At 55.1% G+C, this 19165-nt stretch carries 20 protein-coding genes; 3 read left to right on the top strand and 17 right to left on the bottom strand.

Features of this window, described 5'->3' with window-relative positions; genetic code table 11:
- Window positions 1-28 precede the first annotated feature (28 nt).
- The 16 genes from phnP to OGX90_RS06270 form a co-directional block, all read right to left on the bottom strand.
- Complete coding sequence (phnP, locus tag OGX90_RS06345; RefSeq protein ID WP_286623364.1) at window positions 29-787, bottom strand: phosphonate metabolism protein PhnP; 759 nt, start codon at window positions 785-787, stop codon at window positions 29-31.
- 8 nt (window positions 788-795) lie between these two features.
- The gene (phnO, locus tag OGX90_RS06340; RefSeq protein WP_008786952.1) at window positions 796-1230 is read right to left on the bottom strand and encodes an aminoalkylphosphonate N-acetyltransferase; all 435 of its coding nucleotides are present in this window, start codon (window positions 1228-1230) and stop codon (window positions 796-798) included.
- A complete protein-coding gene (gene phnN / locus OGX90_RS06335; RefSeq protein WP_198579072.1) occupies window positions 1217-1771 on the bottom strand; it encodes a ribose 1,5-bisphosphokinase in 555 nt (184 codons plus the stop codon). The genes phnO and phnN overlap by 14 nt, the downstream gene beginning before the upstream one ends.
- A gap of 2 nt (window positions 1772-1773) precedes the next feature.
- Entirely contained in the window at window positions 1774-2910 is a 1137-nt protein-coding gene (gene phnM / locus OGX90_RS06330) for an alpha-D-ribose 1-methylphosphonate 5-triphosphate diphosphatase (RefSeq protein ID WP_032942122.1), read from the bottom strand.
- On the bottom strand, window positions 2907-3593 hold the full coding sequence (gene phnL, locus OGX90_RS06325; protein ID WP_003826708.1) for a phosphonate C-P lyase system protein PhnL: 687 nt from the start codon (window positions 3591-3593) through the stop codon (window positions 2907-2909). The genes phnM and phnL overlap by 4 nt, the downstream gene beginning before the upstream one ends.
- Before the next feature lie 121 nt (window positions 3594-3714).
- Window positions 3715-4473 (bottom strand): phosphonate C-P lyase system protein PhnK, encoded by a 759-nt coding sequence (gene phnK, locus OGX90_RS06320; RefSeq protein WP_003844769.1) that lies wholly within the window; start codon window positions 4471-4473, stop codon window positions 3715-3717.
- Window positions 4470-5261, bottom strand: coding sequence for an alpha-D-ribose 1-methylphosphonate 5-phosphate C-P-lyase PhnJ (gene phnJ / locus OGX90_RS06315; RefSeq protein ID WP_049259807.1), 792 nt, complete (start codon window positions 5259-5261; stop codon window positions 4470-4472). Before phnJ ends, phnK begins: the two co-directional genes overlap by 4 nt.
- A gap of 46 nt (window positions 5262-5307) precedes the next feature.
- The gene (locus OGX90_RS06310; protein ID WP_125363588.1) at window positions 5308-6375 is read right to left on the bottom strand and encodes a carbon-phosphorus lyase complex subunit; all 1068 of its coding nucleotides are present in this window, start codon (window positions 6373-6375) and stop codon (window positions 5308-5310) included.
- Window positions 6375-6971: a phosphonate C-P lyase system protein PhnH gene (gene phnH, locus OGX90_RS06305; RefSeq protein WP_008786957.1), complete on the bottom strand. Its 597-nt coding sequence runs from the start codon at window positions 6969-6971 to the stop codon at window positions 6375-6377. Before phnH ends, OGX90_RS06310 begins: the two co-directional genes overlap by 1 nt.
- Window positions 6968-7420, bottom strand: coding sequence for a phosphonate C-P lyase system protein PhnG (gene phnG / locus OGX90_RS06300; RefSeq protein ID WP_008786958.1), 453 nt, complete (start codon window positions 7418-7420; stop codon window positions 6968-6970). The genes phnH and phnG overlap by 4 nt, the downstream gene beginning before the upstream one ends.
- A complete protein-coding gene (gene phnF, locus OGX90_RS06295; RefSeq protein WP_071445601.1) occupies window positions 7421-8146 on the bottom strand; it encodes a phosphonate metabolism transcriptional regulator PhnF in 726 nt (241 codons plus the stop codon). It abuts the gene before it with no gap.
- Between the two features lie 20 nt (window positions 8147-8166).
- Complete coding sequence (gene phnE / locus OGX90_RS06290; protein ID WP_016155398.1) at window positions 8167-8946, bottom strand: phosphonate ABC transporter, permease protein PhnE; 780 nt, start codon at window positions 8944-8946, stop codon at window positions 8167-8169.
- A gap of 133 nt (window positions 8947-9079) precedes the next feature.
- On the bottom strand, window positions 9080-10096 hold the full coding sequence (gene phnD, locus OGX90_RS06285; RefSeq protein WP_286623362.1) for a phosphonate ABC transporter substrate-binding protein: 1017 nt from the start codon (window positions 10094-10096) through the stop codon (window positions 9080-9082).
- A gap of 23 nt (window positions 10097-10119) precedes the next feature.
- A complete protein-coding gene (phnC, locus tag OGX90_RS06280) occupies window positions 10120-10908 on the bottom strand; it encodes a phosphonate ABC transporter ATP-binding protein (protein WP_003826726.1) in 789 nt (262 codons plus the stop codon).
- A gap of 132 nt (window positions 10909-11040) precedes the next feature.
- Window positions 11041-11490 carry a VOC family metalloprotein YjdN gene (gene yjdN / locus OGX90_RS06275; RefSeq protein ID WP_032942129.1) on the bottom strand — a complete coding sequence of 150 codons (450 nt, stop codon included), beginning with the start codon at window positions 11488-11490 and terminating at the stop codon, window positions 11041-11043.
- 139 nt (window positions 11491-11629) lie between these two features.
- Window positions 11630-11965, bottom strand: a complete 336-nt coding sequence (locus OGX90_RS06270; protein ID WP_003031835.1) for a zinc ribbon domain-containing protein YjdM — start codon at window positions 11963-11965, stop codon at window positions 11630-11632.
- Between the two features lie 541 nt (window positions 11966-12506).
- Between OGX90_RS06270 and crfC the strand changes: the two genes are divergently transcribed.
- Both crfC and OGX90_RS06260 read left to right on the top strand, forming a co-directional pair.
- Window positions 12507-14864, top strand: coding sequence for a clamp-binding protein CrfC (gene crfC, locus OGX90_RS06265; RefSeq protein ID WP_286623361.1), 2358 nt, complete (start codon window positions 12507-12509; stop codon window positions 14862-14864).
- A complete protein-coding gene (locus tag OGX90_RS06260; protein WP_003826733.1) occupies window positions 14861-15754 on the top strand; it encodes a diguanylate cyclase regulator RdcB family protein in 894 nt (297 codons plus the stop codon). Before crfC ends, OGX90_RS06260 begins: the two co-directional genes overlap by 4 nt.
- Window positions 15755-15784: 30 nt before the next feature.
- Here OGX90_RS06260 and kdgT read toward each other — a convergent pair whose 3' ends face one another.
- A complete protein-coding gene (gene kdgT / locus OGX90_RS06255) occupies window positions 15785-16783 on the bottom strand; it encodes a 2-keto-3-deoxygluconate transporter (RefSeq protein WP_003826735.1) in 999 nt (332 codons plus the stop codon).
- Window positions 16784-17482: 699 nt separating this feature from the next.
- Here kdgT and proP point away from each other — a divergent pair.
- On the top strand, window positions 17483-18985 hold the full coding sequence (proP, locus tag OGX90_RS06250) for a glycine betaine/L-proline transporter ProP (RefSeq protein WP_003826737.1): 1503 nt from the start codon (window positions 17483-17485) through the stop codon (window positions 18983-18985).
- Window positions 18986-19165 lie beyond the last annotated feature (180 nt).

Here is a 19165-nt window from a genome sequence, read left to right as displayed (position 1 = left end):
ATGTTTTCATCGCATCCGGCAAATTTCCTTACTCCAGCACAATCTCCATTCCGTCATATCCTGCCTCAAACCCTACTGGTAGCGGATGTTCCATCATCCACAGATCAAACTGATGGCTGATATGCGTCAGGATCACCCGTGGGCAGCGGATGACGTCGTTCAATGCGATAACGGTGTTTAAATCACAATGATTGCGCGGTGGCTCGGCGCGCGGGGCATGGCTGCAGTCAATGATAATCACCTGAGGCTGGTTATTGTGGAGAAACTTCAACGTCTTGTCGGGAAGTCCGGCGGTATCGGAGAGCCACGCCACGCGGCTATGTGCGGTCTCCAGCAGATAACCAAACGTCAGCTTTGAATGGTTGAGCGGTAGCGGCGTTACCTGCAATCCTTGCAGGTCGAACACCACGAACGGTGCCACGGTATGGCTAAAATCGAGGATGCCGGGATGCTTAAACAGATCGTCGCAACCCTGTTCATCCGGCGGACCGTACACCGGGATGGTCGCCCCGACACCCCAGCGCAACGGAAACAGCCCTTGCACATGATCCATATGATAGTGGGTCAGCAGAAACTGCTGGAAGCTGCCCGCCGGCCAGTCGTTCATCAGATGCGGGATCCCCGCGTCCAGCAGCGTCACCGCATTATTGAACCTGACCACCCCGCTACAAGGGCGTCGACGGTATTGCACCTGTAAGCGTGCTCGTTGGCAGGCCGCACAGTCGCAGCCAAATGTCGGCACCAGCTGCGCGCCGCCCGTTCCCGTCAGCGTAATGGTCAGACTCATGGCTCCCCCTACAACGGTTTAGTGAAGCGAAAATGGCTCTGGGTATAGCCTTCGCGCTGATAAAAACGGTGAGCGTTAAGGCGTTGAGTGCTGGTGGAAAGCTCGGTCATCTCTGCACCCGCTTCGCGCGCGGTGGCTTCGGCCCAGGCCAGTAACTGACTGCCTACCGTTAATCCTCGCGCCTGCGGCATCACCACCAGTTCCTGTATTTCACCAATCCAGTTAGCGTGGTGCAGATGAAACTGCAGGTGCAGACCGATCAAGCCGACGACTTGTCCGTCGAGCTGCGCCAGTTGGTAGTGCATATTGGGATCTTGCAGATTTGCGGCGTATCCGGCACTAAAGGCCTGCAGGTCGAATTGACCCTGTTTCAACTCACAGATGAGCGCATAAACCGCATCGGTATCGTATAGCGTAGCGCGGCGTAATTCACAGACAGACATGTTTCTTCTCCTTGCGTCCCATCAGTGTGAGTAGTGTATCGACAGACTGTAGCAAACTTCCATCGTTGTTCAGGACGTGGCAGTCATACGGGGCGTAGCGGGCTGCGCGCTCAAGACGGGCGGCGATTTCCGTCTCGCTCTCCCGTCCGCGAGCCTGCAAGCGCTGGCGTAAAATTGCCGGAGAAACCTGTAAGCAAATGGGGAGTAAAGATGCGCCGTAACGGGCCTGCGCCTGGGGCAGATGCGCCCGTGAGCCGTTGACCACCACATCAAAACCGGCGTGTAGCCAGAGGTCAATCTCCACGCCAACGCCGTAGTAGAAGCCATTGGCGTGCCAGCTTAGCGCCAGCAGGTTCTGCCCGGCGCGGGTAAAAAATTCTTGTTCGCTCAGCGCAATATGATTTTCATTCCCGGCGTTGGCGGCGCGGGTGATGTAACGGTGCGCTACCAGCAGTTGCGCCGGTTCCTGCTGGCGGAGTTCGGCCAGCAGACTGTCCTTACCGGAGCCGGATGGCCCCATCAGCCAGATCAGTTTACCCATAGTCAGAATACCCTTTTGCCCTGACGCCAGACGTGGTCGATATGGATGTTGCCGCCTTTGCGGTGTGCCAGCACCAGATCCGCGCGTTTGCCTTCGGCAACAACGCCACGATCGTCGAGATTTAATGCCCGTGCCGGATTGCGGGTCACCAGACGAATGGCCTGTGGCAGCGTAAAGCGGTTGGCGTCGTCGTCCGCTACGCGAAACGCCGCATCGAGCAGGCTGGCGGGGTAATAGTCGGAAGAGAGAATATCCAAAAGCCCCAGCTCAGCCAGCTTATGCGCCGCTACGTTGCCGGAGTGAGAACCTCCGCGCACGATGTTGGGCGCCCCCATCAGCACGTTCATACCATGCTGGCGCGAGGCTTCAGCCGCTTCGAAGGTAGTGGGGAATTCGGCGATCACGCTGCCAAGCTGGTGCGATTCCAGCACATGATCATGGGTGGCATCATCATGGCTCGCCAGCGCAATCTGGCGCTCACGACACATCTGGGCAATCGCCGTGCGATTGGGCTGTGACCAACGCGCCGCCAGCGCTAACTGTTCTTCTTCATAGCGGGCCATCTGCTCGTCGGTGAGCGAATACTTGCCTTGATAATACTCGCGGTACTTCTCGCGATTGGCGAACTGACGCTGGCCTGGCGAGTGATCCATCAGTGACACCAGCGTTACCGGCTCGCGGCCGACCAGCTTTTCAAACAGCGGCAGGGTAGTGTGATGCGGCAGCTCACAGCGCAGGTGCAGGCGATGCTCGGCGCGATTGACCCCGCGCTTTTGCGTCTCTTCGACCGCATTGATCATCTTCTCCAGATTTTCCAGACGGTCGCCGCCGTCGCGCACATCGCCAATTGCCACCGCGTCCAGCACGGTGGTAATGCCGCTGGCGACCATTAGCGCGTCGTGGCTGCTCATCGCCGAGTGGGCAGGCCAGTCTACCTTCGGGCGCGGGGTGAAAAATTTGTCGAGATTATCGGTATGCAGCTCGATAAGCCCTGGTAGCAGCCAGCCGCCTTCGCCGTCCAGCGCCTCAGGTAGGCTGCTCGGACTTTCTGCAAAGGTGCGAATGACCCCGCCCTCGATTTCCAGCGATCCTTGCACCACTTCATCTTCCAGTACCAGCTTTACATTATTGATAATCATGCTGTTGTTCCCATCAGATGCAGACGATCCGCTACGCGGTCGCGCACGGTTTGATCGTGAAAAATGCCGACAATTGCTGCGCCGCGGGCTTTCGCCTCTTCAATTAATGCGACGACGGCGGCGCTATTTTTGGCGTCCAGCGAGGCGGTAGGCTCATCAAGCAGAAGAATTGGGTAATCGACGATAAACCCGCGAGCGATGTTGACGCGCTGCTGTTCGCCGCCGGAAAAGGTCGACGGCGCCAGGTGCCACAACCGCTCCGGCACGTTCAGGCGGGTAAGCAGGTTAGCTGCTTTGGCTGCACACTCCTCACGGGAGACCCCCAGATCCAGCAGCGGTTGCATCACCACATCCAGCGCGGAAATCCTCGGGATCACGCGCAGGAACTGGCTCACCCAGCCGATGGTTGAACGGCGAACTTCCAGTACTTTGCGCGCCGGGGCCTGCACCAGATCAACCCATTCATCGCTGTGGCGGATGTGGATGTGTCCTTCATCCGGCAGGTAGTTGGCGTACAGCGAACGCAGCAATGTGGATTTGCCGCTGCCCGAGTGACCGTGCAGCACCACGCATTCGCCGCTTTTAACGTCCAGAGTGGCGTTTTGCAGCACCGGCAGACGCACGCCGTTTTGCTGATGCAGGACAAAGGTTTTACTGACATTTTCAACGCGGATCGCGTTCATTTTTAGCCTCTTTAGACATTTTTGCGTTCGATTGCCTGATGGCGCTTCGCTTATCAGGCCTACAACCGATGCCGCTCCGTAGGCCGGATAAGGCGTAGCCGCCATCCGGCACAACAAAAAATCAGTTCTGCAACACCGACGACACCAGAAGCTGGGTATACGGATGATGCGGATCGTCGAGCACGCGGTCGGTTAACCCACTTTCCACCACCTGACCTTGCTTCATCACCAGCAAGCGGTCGGCCAGCAGGCGCGCGACGCCCAAATCGTGGGTGACAATCACTACCGCCAGATCCAGTTCCACCACCAGGCCGCGCAGCAGGTCCAGCAGTTTGGCCTGTACGGAAACGTCCAGCCCGCCGGTAGGTTCGTCCATAAACACCAGTTTGGGATGGGTGACGAGGTTGCGGGCAATCTGCAGGCGCTGCTGCATGCCGCCGGAAAAGGTGGTGGGTAGATCGTCGATACGCGAGGCAGGGATCTCTACCTCCTCCAGCCAGCGCTGCGCGGTGGCGCGGATGTCGCCGTAGTGACGTGCGCCGGTGGCCATCAGACGTTCGCCGATATTGCCGCCTGCGGAGACCTGACGGCGCAGGCCATCCAGCGGATGCTGATGCACTACGCCCCATTCGGTGCGCAGCAGACGGCGACGGTCGGCCTCGTTCATGCCGTACAGCGAACGGTTCTGATACAAAATCTCACCGCTCTGCGGCGTCAGCCGTGAAGAGATCGATTTCAGCAGCGTGGTTTTGCCGGAACCGGACTCGCCGACGATACCCAGCACTTCGCCTGGCCACAGGTCAAAAGAGACATCGCTGAAGCCCTTGCCCGGCGCGTAGAGATGGGTCAGGTTGTTGACTGAAAGCAGCGGTTGCGTCATTTGCTGAGGGCCTCGCTCTGTTGGCGGCAGTAGTCGGTATCGGAGCAGACAAACATGCGTTTGCCAGTGTCATCGAGCACCACTTCATCGAGATAGCTGTGGGTTGAGCCGCAGATGGCGCAAGGCTCATCCCAGCTCTGCACGGTAAACGGGTGATCGTCGAAATCGAGGCTTTCCACGCGGGTGTAAGGTGGAACGGCATAGATACGCTTTTCGCGGCCAGCGCCAAACAGTTGCAGGGCTGGCATCATGTCCATCTTTGGATTGTCGAATTTCGGGATGGGCGACGGGTCCATGACGTAGCGGTCATTGACCTTCACCGGATAGGCGTAAGTGGTGGCGATATGGCCGAAGCGGGCGATATCTTCATACAGTTTCACCTGCATGATGCCGTACTCTTCCAGCGCGTGCATGGTGCGAGTTTCCGTTTCACGCGGTTCGATAAAGCGCAGCGGCTCAGGGATCGGTACCTGGAAGATGATTATCTGATCTTCCACCAGCGGCGTTTCCGGGATGCGGTGGCGGGTCTGGATCAGCGTCGCATCTTCCGTACGCTCAGTGGTATTCACCCCGGTCACACGCTTGAAGAAATTACGAATCGACACGGCGTTAGTGGTGTCGTCTGCGCCCTGGTCAATCACCTTCAGTACGTCCGGCTCGCCAATCACGCTGGCGGTAAGCTGAATACCGCCGGTTCCCCAGCCGTAGGGCATCGGCATCTCACGTCCGCCAAACGGGACCTGGTAACCCGGGATTGCCACCGCTTTCAGAATGGCGCGGCGGATCATGCGCTTGGTCTGCTCATCAAGATACGCAAAGTTGTAGCCGGAGAGGTTAGTGGTCACGGGTGGCCTCCTGTTGCAGGCGTTTGAGCAGTTCCAGTTCGGCCTGGAAATCGACGTAATGGGGAAGTTTGAGGTGCGAAACAAAACCCGCCGCCTCGACGTTATCCGCATGCGCCAGCACGAACTCTTCGTCCTGCGCCGGTCCTGTGACCGTTTCATCGTATTCGGCTGCCTGTAGGGCGCGGTCCACCAGCGCCATCGCCATCGCTTTACGTTCGCTCATACCGAACACCAGCCCGTAGCCGCGGGTAAAATGGGGGGATTCGTTTTCTGGTGCGACAAACCCGTTCACCATTTCACATTCGGTCATCAGCAGTTCGCCGACGTTAACCGCAAATCCCAGCTCTTCCGGCACCGTTTCCAGTGCCACATAGCCGCTGCGGATTTCGGCGGCAAACGGGTGATTGCGCCCGTAGCCGCGCTGGGTGGAGTAGGCCAGCGCCAGCAGATAGCCTTCGTCGCCGCGCATCAGCTGTTGCAGGCGTGAAGCACGTGAACAGGGATAAACCGGCGGTGTGCGGGTGATGTCGTCGGGTGTCGCGCCATCATCCTCTTCACGCTTTGCCAGTCCCTGGTTGGCCAGCAGGGAAAAGACGTGCGGGGAGGCATCCTGTACGGCGTCTGCGCTGCGCAGGGGCGGCGTTTCGCCATTGGCCAGCAGGGTAAAATCCAGCAGGCGATGGGTGTAGTCATAGGTTGGACCCAACAGTTGCCCGCCGGGAATATCTTTGTAGACCGCCGAGATTCGGCGCTCAAGGCGCATTTCTGCGCTGTTAACCGGTTCACTGACCGCCACTTTTGCCAGCGTAGTGCGGTAGGCGCGGAGCAAAAAGATGGCTTCGACGTTATCGCCGCTGGCCTGCTTCAGCGCCAGTGCCGCCAGTTCACGGTCGGCAATACCGCCTTCGGTCATCACCCGGTCAACGGCCAGGTTCATCTGCTGTTCGATTTGCGCCACGCTCAGTTCAGCAATGGTTTCATCGCCCCGGCGTCGGTTTTCCTGCAGGGCGTGGGCGTTGGCTATCGCCTTTTCGCCCCCTTTGACGGCGACGTACATCAGCACACCTCCACATGGGTGGTTCGCGGAATAGCCAGCAGGCGTTCGCCGCAGGTGAGGATCAGATCGACCCCCAGTGGGAACGGGTGCGGGCGTTCGGTGAGTTCATGAATCAGGCATTCCGGCAGCTGTGGCGCGATCATGCGCTCTTCGGCAATGCCCGCGCCGGTCAGACGCAGCATGCGTCCGCCGCTTAAGCCAGAGACCTGCACAATCAGCGTGGCGCTGGTCTCTGGCGCGACGGCTGAACCGGCGGAGAGGGCGTTAAGCTGTTCGCTGCTGATGCGCTCGTCGGCGACGGCAAAGGCCGCCAGCTGCGGCTGATCCACCAGCGGCGCGTTGGTATGAAAACGCAGGTTCTGGCGGGCAATATCGTTATCCATCGACGGCGCCAGCCAGACCGGCGTGTCGCCATCGACCAGGGTCAGCAGCACGCTGGTGGTCGCCAGACCCAGCGGCTGCCAGCCGTGTTTCAGTTGATGCAGGGCGACGATTACGCCCGGTTCGCTCATGGCTTTCAGCAGGCGACGAAAGCTCTGCTGAGCATCCTGAACGGGTAAATTAAAAGCGGTCAGAAGTGCTGTAGATCGTGTCATGCGTTATCTCCGCGTACCAGCGTGAAGAAGTCGACCCGGCTGGCGTTGACTTCGGCACGGCGTGCGTTAATCAGCGCATCGCGTTCCGCTTCCAGCGGGGCAATTAAGGTTTCCATTAGGTTCTGGAAATGCGTTTGTTCCTGCAGCAGTGCGTCAATCACCGCGCACTGCTCGGCATGTTGTTTATTGCGTCCCAGCAGGTAGCTGTAACCCAGCGTGCCACTCTTCAGACGTACCACTGCGCGAGTTAGCGTGGTGTCACCGGCAAAGAAGCGGTTGCCGGTACCGCCCATACGGGCCTGGATCTGCATCAGTCCGCTTTCCGGAGCGCGGATAAGTTCATAGTCCGGCGTCAGTTTGAGCGCGGTGATGCGGGCGTTCAGGGCATCGGCATTGCTGTAAGCCAGCGCGCGCATCCAGCGCTGGCGGGTGGCGGTATCGAAATGCATTCAGTGCTCCATAGTGAATTCGATCATGTCGGCGCGGGTCAGGCTGACGGAGTATTCCGCCGCGAGTTCTTCGCCTTCACGGTGGTTCAGGGTGCGCACGCACAGCAGCGGCGCCATATTGGGGATTTCCAGCACCTTGCTCTCTTTGGCCTGCGCGCGGCGGGCGCTGATGCGCGTTTGCGTGCGTAGCAGCGTCAGACCGGACTGTTCGCGCAGGTAGTCATGCAGTGAACCGCTGTTGAAGCCTTGCAGCAGCGGCCACAGCGAGAGGTCGGAAAAATAGTGGTCGATCTGGCACAGTGCGATGCCGTTAACCCGGCGCAGGGTGCGCAGGTGAATCACGTTATCGCCCTCGTTTATGCTGAGCGCATCGGCAATGTGGCTGGAGGCCGGACGCAGCACCGCCAGCAGTTTTTCGCTGGTGGGATGGCTGCCCTGGTCCAGCAGATTCTGACTAAAGCGCGCCTGGGCATTAAGCGGGTAATCGAACGGGCGCATCAGCACCAGCACGCCGACGCCCTGGCGACGCTGAACCCAACCGCGTTCAACCAACTGGTCAATGGCGCGGCGCAGGGTGTGGCGGTTTACCTCGTAGCGCGCGGCAAGCTGATGCTCGGCGGGCAGATAGTCACCGCAGCGATAATGTTGACGTAGCTCCTGCTCAAGTCTCGCGGCAATTTCCTGATAACGCGTTGGATAACTGGTCGGATGTGTAGACAAGTGCATAGCAATCAATGCCTCGCTAATCAGATAAAGTGCTTACGCAAACGCTGGGAAAGGAAATCCAACAGGCTGACGGTGACGATGATTAACACCATCAGGGCGCAGGTTTGCTGGAACTGAAAGCCGCGAATCGCTTCCCATAAGGTCACGCCAATACCGCCTGCACCCACCATTCCGACCACCGTGGCCGAGCGAACGTTGGATTCAAAGCGATACAGCGAGTAGGAAATAAGCAGCGGCATGACCTGTGGCAGAACGCCGTACAGAATCTCTTCAATTTTGTTGGCACCGGTGGCGCGAATGCCTTCTACCGGACCTGGCTCAATAGCTTCTACCGCTTCGGAAAGCAGCTTGGAGAGCACCCCGGTAGTGTGGATAAACAGCGCCATCACCCCGGCGAATGGGCCTAACCCGACGGCGACCACGAACAGCATGGCGAAGACCATTTCATTGATGGCGCGGCAGGCGTCCATCAGGCGACGCATCGGCTGGTAAATCCACCACGGCACGAGGTTATCGGCGCACATCAGGCCGAAGGGAATCGACAGCACAACGGCGAGGGCAGTCCCCCAGACGGCAATTTGCAGGGTGACGGCCATTTCACCGAGATAGTCCTGCCACTGGCTGAAGTCCGGCGGGAAGAAGTCGGCGGCGAAGGTCGCCATATTGCCGGAATCCTGGATCAGCGTGAGCGGGGCCATTTCGGCACCTTTCCACGAGACCACCAGCACGGCGAGAAGGATGGCCCAGCTCAGCAGCGAGAACCAGCTACGTTTGGGCGGGGCGACGGTGATGGTTTGCATGTTTAGCTCCTGGGTGTCGATGTTTCGGGTCTGTTGTAGGCCGGATAAGGTGCTGGCACCGCCATCCGGCATGGAATCCCTTGCATTGCCTGATGGCGCTGCGCTTATCAGGCCTACAATTTGGTCACCAGGTTTACTGCACCGCTTTGGTGACACTGGTCATAGCGCCCAGTGCGGCGGTCAGACGGTCAAGGTCATCGAGCTGCGCTTTCAATGCCGAGGTTTTGCTGGTTTTCTCTTCCTCGTTCAGCCCTTTGTTGTCCTTCACACCCTGCATCTCTTTAAACAGTGCCAGCTGGCGAATCGGCACCAGTTGCAGATCGCTGGAGGCGCGGAACGGTGCCCATCCCAGGCGTTCCAGTACGGTTTTCTGTTCCGCCGTTTTGCCGTAATTCATAAAGAAGTCGTACACCTTGTCCTTGGTGGTTTCGGAGAGGTTTTTACGCCAGACGATCGGATCGCCCGGGATCAGCGGCGACTTCCAGATCACCTTCAGTTCTTTCAGTTTTTCCGGCGCGGAAGTTTTCAGCTTGTCGAGGTTTTCGGTGTTGTTGGTGGCGACATCGACCTGCTTGTTGGCGACGGCCAGCGCGTTGGTTTCGTGTCCGGCGTTAACGGTGCGTTTGAAGTCGCTGGCGGAGATGTTGTTTTTGGCGAAGACGTAGTAGCCGGGGACGAGGAAGCCTGACGTTGAGTTGGGATCGCCGTTGCCGAAGGTCAGATCCTTACGTTTGGCGATCAGATCGTTCAGGTTATTGATCGGACTGTCTTTGTTAACGATCAACACGCTCCAGTAACCTGGGGATCCGTCGGCGGCGACGGTCTGGGCAAACACTTGCCCGTTAGCGCGATCCACCGCTTCCATTGCCGAGAGGTTGCCGTACCAGGCGATATCAACTTTGTTAAAGCGCATTCCCTGGATGATCCCGGCGTAGTCCGGGGCGAAGAAGGCGTTCACTTTCACGCCCAGTGATTTTTCCATGTCCTTCAGGAACGGTTCCCACTGCGGTTTCAGGTTTTGCTGTGATTCGGTCGAAATAATGCCAAAGTTCAGCGCTTTTTCTTGCTCTTCGGCATGGGCCGGGGTGAGCAGTGTGCTGAGACTAAACATGCTGGTGAAAGCCAGCGCGGCAACGGTCTTATAGCTCATTTCCATTCCTCATTGTGGGGATGTCAGGCAGCCTGCGCGTTCTGTTCGACGCGGTTCATGCTGCGGTAGAGATGGTCAAAACGATCGTTATCAAAATGCTGGCTGCTGCCATCAAAGAAGACGTTGCCCTGGCGCAGCGCGACGATGCGTTCGCAGTAGCGCAGGGCGTAATCCACCTGATGCAGCGTGACGACCACGGTGATGCCGTCGGTCTGGTTTATGTCGCGTAGGGTGTCCATCACGATCCGTGCGGATTCCGGGTCCAGCGAAGCAATCGGCTCATCGGCGAGGATCACTTTGGCCTGCTGCATCAGCGCACGGGCGATTGCAACGCGCTGCTGCTGACCGCCCGAAAGCGTGGAAACGCGCTGGTATGCAAAGTGCGCCATGCCCACGCGGGTCAGCGCCTGTAATGCACGCTGTTTTTGTTCCTGGCTAAACCAGCTAAAACAGGTACGCCAGAACGGCGTGCTGCCGAGCGCGCCAATCAGGACGTTCTCCAGCACCGTCAGACGGTTCACCAGATTGAACTGCTGGAAGATGTAGCCGGTGTGGGCGCGGCTTTTGCGGATATCGCGCGCCAGGCGGCCTTCATGTTGAACGGTGCGGCCCAGCAGCTCGACGCGGCTGCCGGGGGATTTATCACCGGTGATCAAACCGCTTAAATGACGTAAAAGGGTGGATTTGCCGGAGCCAGACGGCCCAAGCAGAGCCACCATCTCACCGGAACAGATGTTCAGATCAACCGCATTGAGCGCCTGATGTTGATTGAAGGACTTGGAGAGTTTCTCGACGCGAATAATCGTTTGCATGATGCGGCCTCCCTAAAAAAGTGGCCCCATCGTGGCGGATCAATGTGACGTTTTCGTTAAGGGATGGTTACTCGACGATGAAGAGTTGAGCGCTATTTGATGACAGTACGGGAGGGCTGGCCTCCCGTTGGATTACTCTGTAGGGGGTTGCTGTTGTTTGACAACGTTGATCATCCACGGCACGCCATACTGGTCGCTCACTTTACCGAAACCGTGGGCCCAGAAGGTTTCCTGCCAGTCCATTTCGATTTTTCCGTTTGCTGCCAGATTATCAAACCAGCGTTTGCCTTCATCGACGTTTTGCGTGTCGAGCACCAGCGTGAAGCCAGAGTAGTGAGCATTTCCGTCCGGGGCGCTATCGCTCATCATGATGTCACTGCCCGCAACGCGCAGGTTGGCGTGGGCGATGGCAGTGTCGGGGAATTTCAAGCCTGAAGGGCAACCATCTTCGCTATCCTGCGCCGATTTGGGCATTTCACCGAAGTTGATTTTGTAGAGTAGCTCAGCGCCTAACGTTTTTTGATAGTAGGCGATAGCGTCAGCGCAGTTGCCTGCAAAGGAGATATAGGGACTTAACGGCATAATCTTTACCTCAGGTAAAAGAAGCCAATTAAGTGTAGTTAGCGTCTGCAAAAATAAACCAGGCGGGAAGTATGAGCTTCCCGCCTGGCAGATGAGCTGGTGTTGACCTGATTAGCGTCGCGCTATCAGGCAATTTGCATCAGTTCTTTTTCACAAACTCAGATTTCAGCTTCATTGGGCCAAAGCCATCGATTTTGCAATCGATGTTGTGGTCACCTTCAACCAGACGAATGTTTTTCACTTTGGTACCAATCTTCAGCATGGAAGAGCTACCTTTTACCTTCAGGTCTTTCACGACGGTCACGCTGTCGCCGTCAGCCAGCAAGTTGCCGTTGGCATCTTTAACGATCAGTTCGTCGCTATCCTGCGCCGGTTCAGCATCGTTCCATTCGTGAGCGCATTCCGGGCAGATGAACATGCCGTTATCTTCGTAAGTGTATTCGGAGTTGCATTGCGGGCAGTGTGGTAATGACATGTGGATTTCCTCAAAAGTCAGCAGGGGCAAATGCGCCCAAAAAATGGCAGATTGCCGAAAAAGGCCGCAATTATACATAAAATCCCTGCATTTGTCGGGACTACTGCGCGATTACGCAAAATGATCTGCTGTAAAGACCCTCTGCTTTCACCTCAATGAAAGTATGGCGGAATATTTTTTAAGGGAAATTGCTACGCTTAGATATTTAAGATAAGGTGAGGCGAAATATCTGATATTCATAGGTAACATTGCTTAGAAATGCCTAAGTCATTGTGATTGAATATCATTGAACCCCTTAAATTTAGTAGGGGGATTCCGCTGGCATTTTTTAAAACTGAACTACGCTGTCTATCTTTCTTACTTATTTTCATAAGTGAGAGGCATCAGGCCAGCGGTTATACACCAAATTTATTTTAATAATATCAATTGGTTGTTTTGATTTTAATTATTTCTATACGTAATTATAAAAGCCAAAAAATCTATAAATAAAACGATTGGGCTAAATAAAAGCAATGCCATTTGCGTTAAGGAAAAATTTTCCATGCACACACAGACAATATATGAATTAAGTCAGGAAGCGGAACGCTTGCTGATGCTCTCGCTTGAACATCTCAGGCAATTGCAAAAATTGCCTATGACGTCGTTGGATGATGTCGCGCTAAAACAAGGAGAGCATAGCAGTCAGGTTGTTCAGCCCCTGCATTTCAGCGCGCGTGGCATGGATGTCCAGCAAGCAACGCTCAATAATGAGCTGCGCAAGATTACGCGTCTGGAAATGGTGCTGGCGATTGTTGGCACGATGAAAGCGGGAAAATCGACGACGATTAACGCGATTGTGGGGACAGAGGTGTTACCTAATCGTAATCGCCCCATGACGGCGTTACCAACGCTAATACGCCATACGCCGGGGCAGAAAGAGCCGGTGCTGCATTTTTCACATGTCGCGCCGATCGATGACTTAATGAAGGTTTTGCAGCAGCGCGTGCGCGAGTGCGATCGCCTGCGTCTTACGCAGACCCTGGAAATTGACAAGGATATGAATGTCCTGCTGCAACATATTGAAAATGGTGTGGCATTTGAACGGTATTATCTTGGCGCACAGCCTATTTTCCATTGCCTTAAAAGCCTGAACGACCTGGTGCGCCTGTCAAAAGCATTGGACGTTGATTTTCCTTTTGCCGCCTATGCCGCGATTGAGCATATTCCGGTTATTGAAGTTGAGTTTGTCCATTTGGCCGGACAGGCAAGCTACCCAGGGCAATTAACGCTGCTGGATACGCCGGGGCCGAACGAGGCAGGACAACCGCACTTACAAAAAATGCTCAATGAACAGCTGGTGCGGGCCTCTGCGGTGCTGGCGGTGTTGGATTACACCCAACTGAAATCGATTTCCGATGAGGAAGTGCGTCAGGCGATTATGGCGGTCGGCAAGTCAGTACCGCTGTATGCGCTGGTGAACAAGTTCGATCAGAAAGACCGCAACAGTGATGATGAAGAACAGGTGCGGGCGTTGATTTCCGGCACGTTGATGCAAGGCGGAATTGCCCCTGAAAGAATTTATCCGGTCTCCTCAATGTGGGGCTATCTGGCGAACAGGGCGCGTCATGAGCTGACGACGCGCGGGCGACTGCCGGATCATCAGGAGCAACGTTGGGTGCAGGATTTTGCCGAAGCGGCGCTTGGCAGACGCTGGCGCACCACCGATCTTGACGATACAGAACACATCCGCCATGCCGCCGACCTGTTGTGGGAAGACTCGCTGTTTGAACAGCCAATTCAGAAAGTGATCCACGCCGCTTATGCTAATGCTTCGTTGTATGCGCTTCGCTCAGCGTCACATAAGTTATTGAACTATGCACAAAGCGTGCACGAATATCTGGAATTTCGCGCCCACGGGTTAACGGTCGCCTATGACAAACTGCGGCTGAACATCACGCATATTGAAGAGGATATGCAGCAGTTAGAAGTGAGCCAGGGGCGGGTGAGCGATGAAGTCAGCCATGAAGTAGAACTGGCGCTGGAGGCTGCCGCTGCCTATCTCAGTGAGCAACAGACTGAGATTCTTTGCGGTATCAACACGTTCTTTGTCAAAGAAAACGTCCTGATGATGTCACAACACGGTCTGGGGAATGCTGTGAATACGGCAGAAATGGCCGGAGAGATGTTGGTGCTGCATGATGAAGGGCAGGCGAAAATTGTGTTAGATAAAATTCGCTCGTCCTGTGAGGGGGTATTGCTGGCGGCGCAGGAAAGCATCAGCCGGGACTTAGCCCTGCGTTTTGAACAGCTTGAGTCGACGCTCTCCCGGGCGCTAAATGACGCGATGCGGCCAATTGAGCAAAGGGTGAAAGAGGAGCTAAACCACGCCGGTTTTCGTGCGCGGATCCGTTTTCCAGCGTTCCATACGGCGATGTTTAATTTCAATACCCGCCAATTGTTTAACGAGGCCATTGAGCAGGATATTCCGGCAGAAAATGCGCCGTCTACTGGCGGTGTGGTGCGTGACACTTTCTCTCGTTGGCTAAATCAACCCAACTGGGGATGGAATGATTACGTCGAAACAAAAACGCGTTATCTCATTGATATGGGCGCATTGCATAAAAACCTTGTGCAGTACGTCTCCCAGTTTTGCCAACAAATTCGTAAAGCTTTAGCTGCTCAGGTCGATATCTCCGTTACGGCTGGCATGGCCACATTTTTTGCTGATTTCTCTCTGTGCCTGGCGCAATTGCAGGCGAGTCTGAGTGAGAGTCTGACGCTACGCCAACAAAATGAATCCGCGGTGAATGCAATGAATGAGCAATTGCAGCAGCGCATTACGATTGCGGCATGGCTTTATGAAGATTCCCGATTGCTGCGTGACGATATCAATACCCTTTTTGCAACCGAGCACACATGACTAACGTTTTACTGGAAGGCCCCGGGAGGACGCTGGAGTGTGTCTACCCGAAGTTTATGGTCGATCTGGTTCAGGGAGATGAAACCAAACGTTCCGGCGGTTTTCTGCAACAGCAGCAGCGGCTGCGCGCGCGTCTGACGCAGGAAGTGTTATCCCAGACGCAACTGCGTGCGTGGGTGATGGCGGGAGTGTCCAGCGAGCATCTGGTGATGCGCCTTAAGCTGGTGGAGAAGCTGGCAGGCATGATTGACCCGGGTCATCTGGCGCTGGTACGGATCGCCGAAGGGCTGATGTTTTTGCAACAAACAGAACACCCGCGTGGGCTTTCAACCCCCGGTCTTTTACAGCAAATAAATTCACTGACTGACTGGTTTACCCAACGTGCGGCGTATAAAGAGAAGGCGCTGACCCAGCGCGGCCTGACGGTTCAGGCGGGTGAGCATAGCGAACAAATTTTTACCCGCTGGCGGGCTGGCGCGTATGACGGCTGGTCGTTACCAGGACGCTGTTTTGTCGCGCTGGAGGAGCTACGTTGGGGGGCTTTTGGTGATGCCTGCCGGTTAGCGAATGCCGATGTGGTGTTAATGCTAAAAGACAACCTGCGTACCATGGCGGCTCAGGCATTGGCGGACAGCGTGAATGCAGCGCCCGCTACGCGTCATTACTATCATCATTGGCTCAGCACGCCAGCTGTTGGCGGATCGGGCGAGTATAACGATATGCTGAGCTGGCTGGGGAGCTGGTGCGATGCGCAACGCCATCCTGTGAGCTGGTCGGTGACGCAGCGTTGGCAAAATGTGGCGCTGGGAATGCCGCGATTGTGTTCGGCAAAGCGGCTGGTCGATGCGATGGTTGAGGAGATTTTTGCACCGACCCTGCTCGTCAATTGAGCAGGGCTGGTGAGTAGGATAATGGCAGGTTTAGTGGTGTAGAGAGTCTGCCGGGGTGGCCACCGCTTCGTTGGCGACCAGGTTTTTATTAAAACGTTTGGCGTACAGCGCGGTGATAATCGGCACCAGAATGGCGGTGACAATTACGCTGGCGGCAACCAGCGCCGTAGCGGATGCGGCAACCGGTTCGAACGCCGGGTTAATCTGGGCGATAATCACCGGGTTTGCTACCGCAGCGCCTGCTGCTGAAGAGGCTGCGACGCCTGCCGTACCGTTCCCGCCACCAATAACACGGTCAGCAATAATCAGCGGGATACCGGTGATGACGATAACCGCGACACCCAGCAGGATACCCAGCAGACCGGTATCAACGATCACGCTCAGGTTAATAGTGTTACCCAACGCGAAGCCGAAGAACGGGATCAACACCGGTGTGGCTTTGCTGAAGAAAGAACGCAGGTCGTGATCCAGGTTGCCCAACGTAAAGCCAATCAGGAACGGTAATACCGCGCCGATGAAATGGTGTGGCTCGAAGGAGGCCAGACCCGCAGAGCCGAGGATCACCATGGTCATTAACGGACCGGATTCCAGAGACATCAACACAAATGCGCCGGACTCTTCTTTGGTGCCGTACTGGTTCATCAGGCTGGCGTACAAACCACCGTTGGTCATGTCCATTGCGGAGACAATTGCCAAAACTGAGAGGCCTGCAAAGAACCCGGTTTGAATACCGGTATCAGGAATAAATGAAGCAGCAATCATTGCCACTACCCACGCCACGGCTATTTTGGTTATTACCAGCGTACCGGACTTGCGTAATACCGTACCGGTTGCCCGCAAATCAATAGATGCGCCGATACAAAAAAACCACACTGCCAGAATCGGTACCGTTCCGCTGATCATTCCTTTGGTAAACGAACCGAAATACGCACCGGTATCCGGAGCTAACGTATTTAACACTGCGCCTAATAACAGAGGAATCAACATCATTCCGCCGGGGATGCGTTCAATCGTGGCTTTAATTTTCATAAACGTCCTCATGTCTTGTCGCTGCTAAAACTCGCGCAAGAGGGTAAAAATTAATAAATTCAAATGGTTACTGGTATTTCTTAACAAAGAAAATCGCTATCTCTTTGTTTTATAAAATCTAACGCGGCATACGTTGAGCGTGTTGCTGCTCCCAGGGATATTGCGTCTGGAATTAGTTTGCATTCATGGGAACATTGATTCAATCAAAATAAAACGATGTTTTAGTTATCTTCATCACATATTCCGAGCAAAAATTCCCGGCCGCTCTGATTATTAAAAAAGCTGTGATCTTTTTGTGAAGGGATTAGGTGGTTTTTTTGCTAGCAGAATAATAGTGACCGCTGTGATTGTTGGTGCAATAAAGCGATTTATTCTTGTATTTAATTGTCAGTAAATCGCAAGCATTACATGTAAAAAAGCTGACTAAGAATGACCTAATTTACGCATGTTGACGAAATGAAAAACTATATGTGAAGTTGATCACAAATTTAAACGCTGTTAGGGTAAAGAGGTCATTAACCGCCCAATCAGGCGTCAACAGGTTCGGTTGTACTGTGCGTTTCTCGTCAGTGTAAGTAAACCTGCTACGCTTGTTACAGGGAATGCGCCTGTGCATTCCCCGCTCGGTGATGACCCTGACGCATGGGCGTTAGGGGACACGAACTGGAGCGTGACAGGGCTAAGTCTATGAGGACGAGTATGCTAAAAAGGAAAAAAATAAAACCGATAACGCTGCGCGACGTTACCATCATTGATGACGGTAAATTGCGAAAAGCCATTACCGCAGCGTCGTTAGGTAATGCGATGGAGTGGTTCGATTTTGGTGTTTATGGATTTGTTGCTTACGCATTAGGTAAAGTGTTCTTCCCGGGGGCTGACCCCAGCGTGCAGATGGTTGCCGCACTCGCCACCTTCTCTGTTCCCTTTCTGATTCGACCGCTTGGCGGATTGTTCTTCGGTATGCTCGGCGATAAATACGGTCGTCAGAAGATACTCGCTATCACCATCGTGATCATGTCGATCAGTACCTTCTGTATCGGTCTTATTCCCTCTTATGCCTCAATTGGTATCTGGGCACCGATTCTGCTGTTGCTGTGTAAGATGGCGCAGGGGTTCTCGGTCGGCGGAGAGTATACCGGGGCATCGATTTTTGTCGCAGAGTACTCGCCAGACCGTAAGCGCGGATTTATGGGCAGTTGGCTGGACTTCGGCTCGATTGCCGGGTTTGTGCTGGGCGCGGGCGTGGTGGTCCTGATCTCAACTATCGTCGGCGAGGATAACTTCCTTGAGTGGGGCTGGCGTATTCCGTTCTTCCTGGCGCTACCGTTAGGGCTGATTGGTCTGTACCTGCGCCATGCGCTGGAAGAGACGCCGGCGTTCCAGCAGCACGTGGATAAACTGGAGCAGGGCGATCGTCAGGGTCTGCAGGAAGGTCCTAAGGTCTCGTTTAAAGAGATTGCAACTAAGCACTGGCGCAGCCTGTTGGCATGTGTTGGTCTGGTGATTGCCACCAACGTCACCTACTACATGCTGCTCACCTATATGCCGAGCTATCTGTCGCATAACCTGCATTACTCTGAAGACCACGGCGTGTTGATTATTATCGCCATCATGATTGGTATGCTGTTTGTGCAGCCGATTATGGGGTTGCTCAGCGACCGTTTCGGGCGTCGTCCGTTTGTGATAATGGGCAGTATTGCGCTGTTTGTGCTGGCGATTCCGGCATTTATTCTGATTAACAGTAATGTTATCGGCCTGATTTTCGCCGGGTTGCTGATGTTGGCGGTGATCCTCAACTGCTTTACCGGGGTGATGGCGTCAACGTTACCGGCGATGTTCCCGACGCATATTCGCTACAGTGCGCTGGCCGCCGCGTTTAATATCTCGGTATTGATCGCCGGTCTGACTCCGACATTGGCCGCATGGCTGGTGGAAAGCTCGCAGAATCTGATGATGCCTGCTTATTATCTGATGGTGATTGCGGTAGTAGGTTTGATTACCGGCGTGACCATGAAAGAGACGGCTAATCAGCCGCTGAAAGGCGCGACACCTGCTGCTTCGGATATTCAGGAAGCGAAAGAGATCCTCGGCGAACACTACGATAACATTGAACAGAAAATCGAAGATATCGATCAGGAAATTGCTGAGCTACAGGTTAAGCGCACGCGTCTGGTGCAGCAGCATCCGCGTATTGAAGAGTAACGGTGTTATTGCCTGATGGCACTACGTTTATCAGGCCTACGGGCAGCGTTGTACTCAGTAGGCCGGATAAGGCGCTAGCCGCCATCCGGCGCATGGCCAGGACATTCGTGTTATTGCCTGATGGCACTACGTTTATCGGGCCTACGGGCAGTGTTGTACTCAGTAGGCCGGATAAGGCGC

Origin of the sequence: Citrobacter sp. Cpo012, from assembly GCF_030333015.1 — a bacterium.
Classification (GTDB): Bacteria; Pseudomonadota; Gammaproteobacteria; order Enterobacterales; family Enterobacteriaceae; genus Citrobacter; species Citrobacter portucalensis.
The sequence above is the reverse complement of the archived record's forward strand: the minus strand, read 5'-3'. Positions and strand labels throughout refer to the sequence as shown.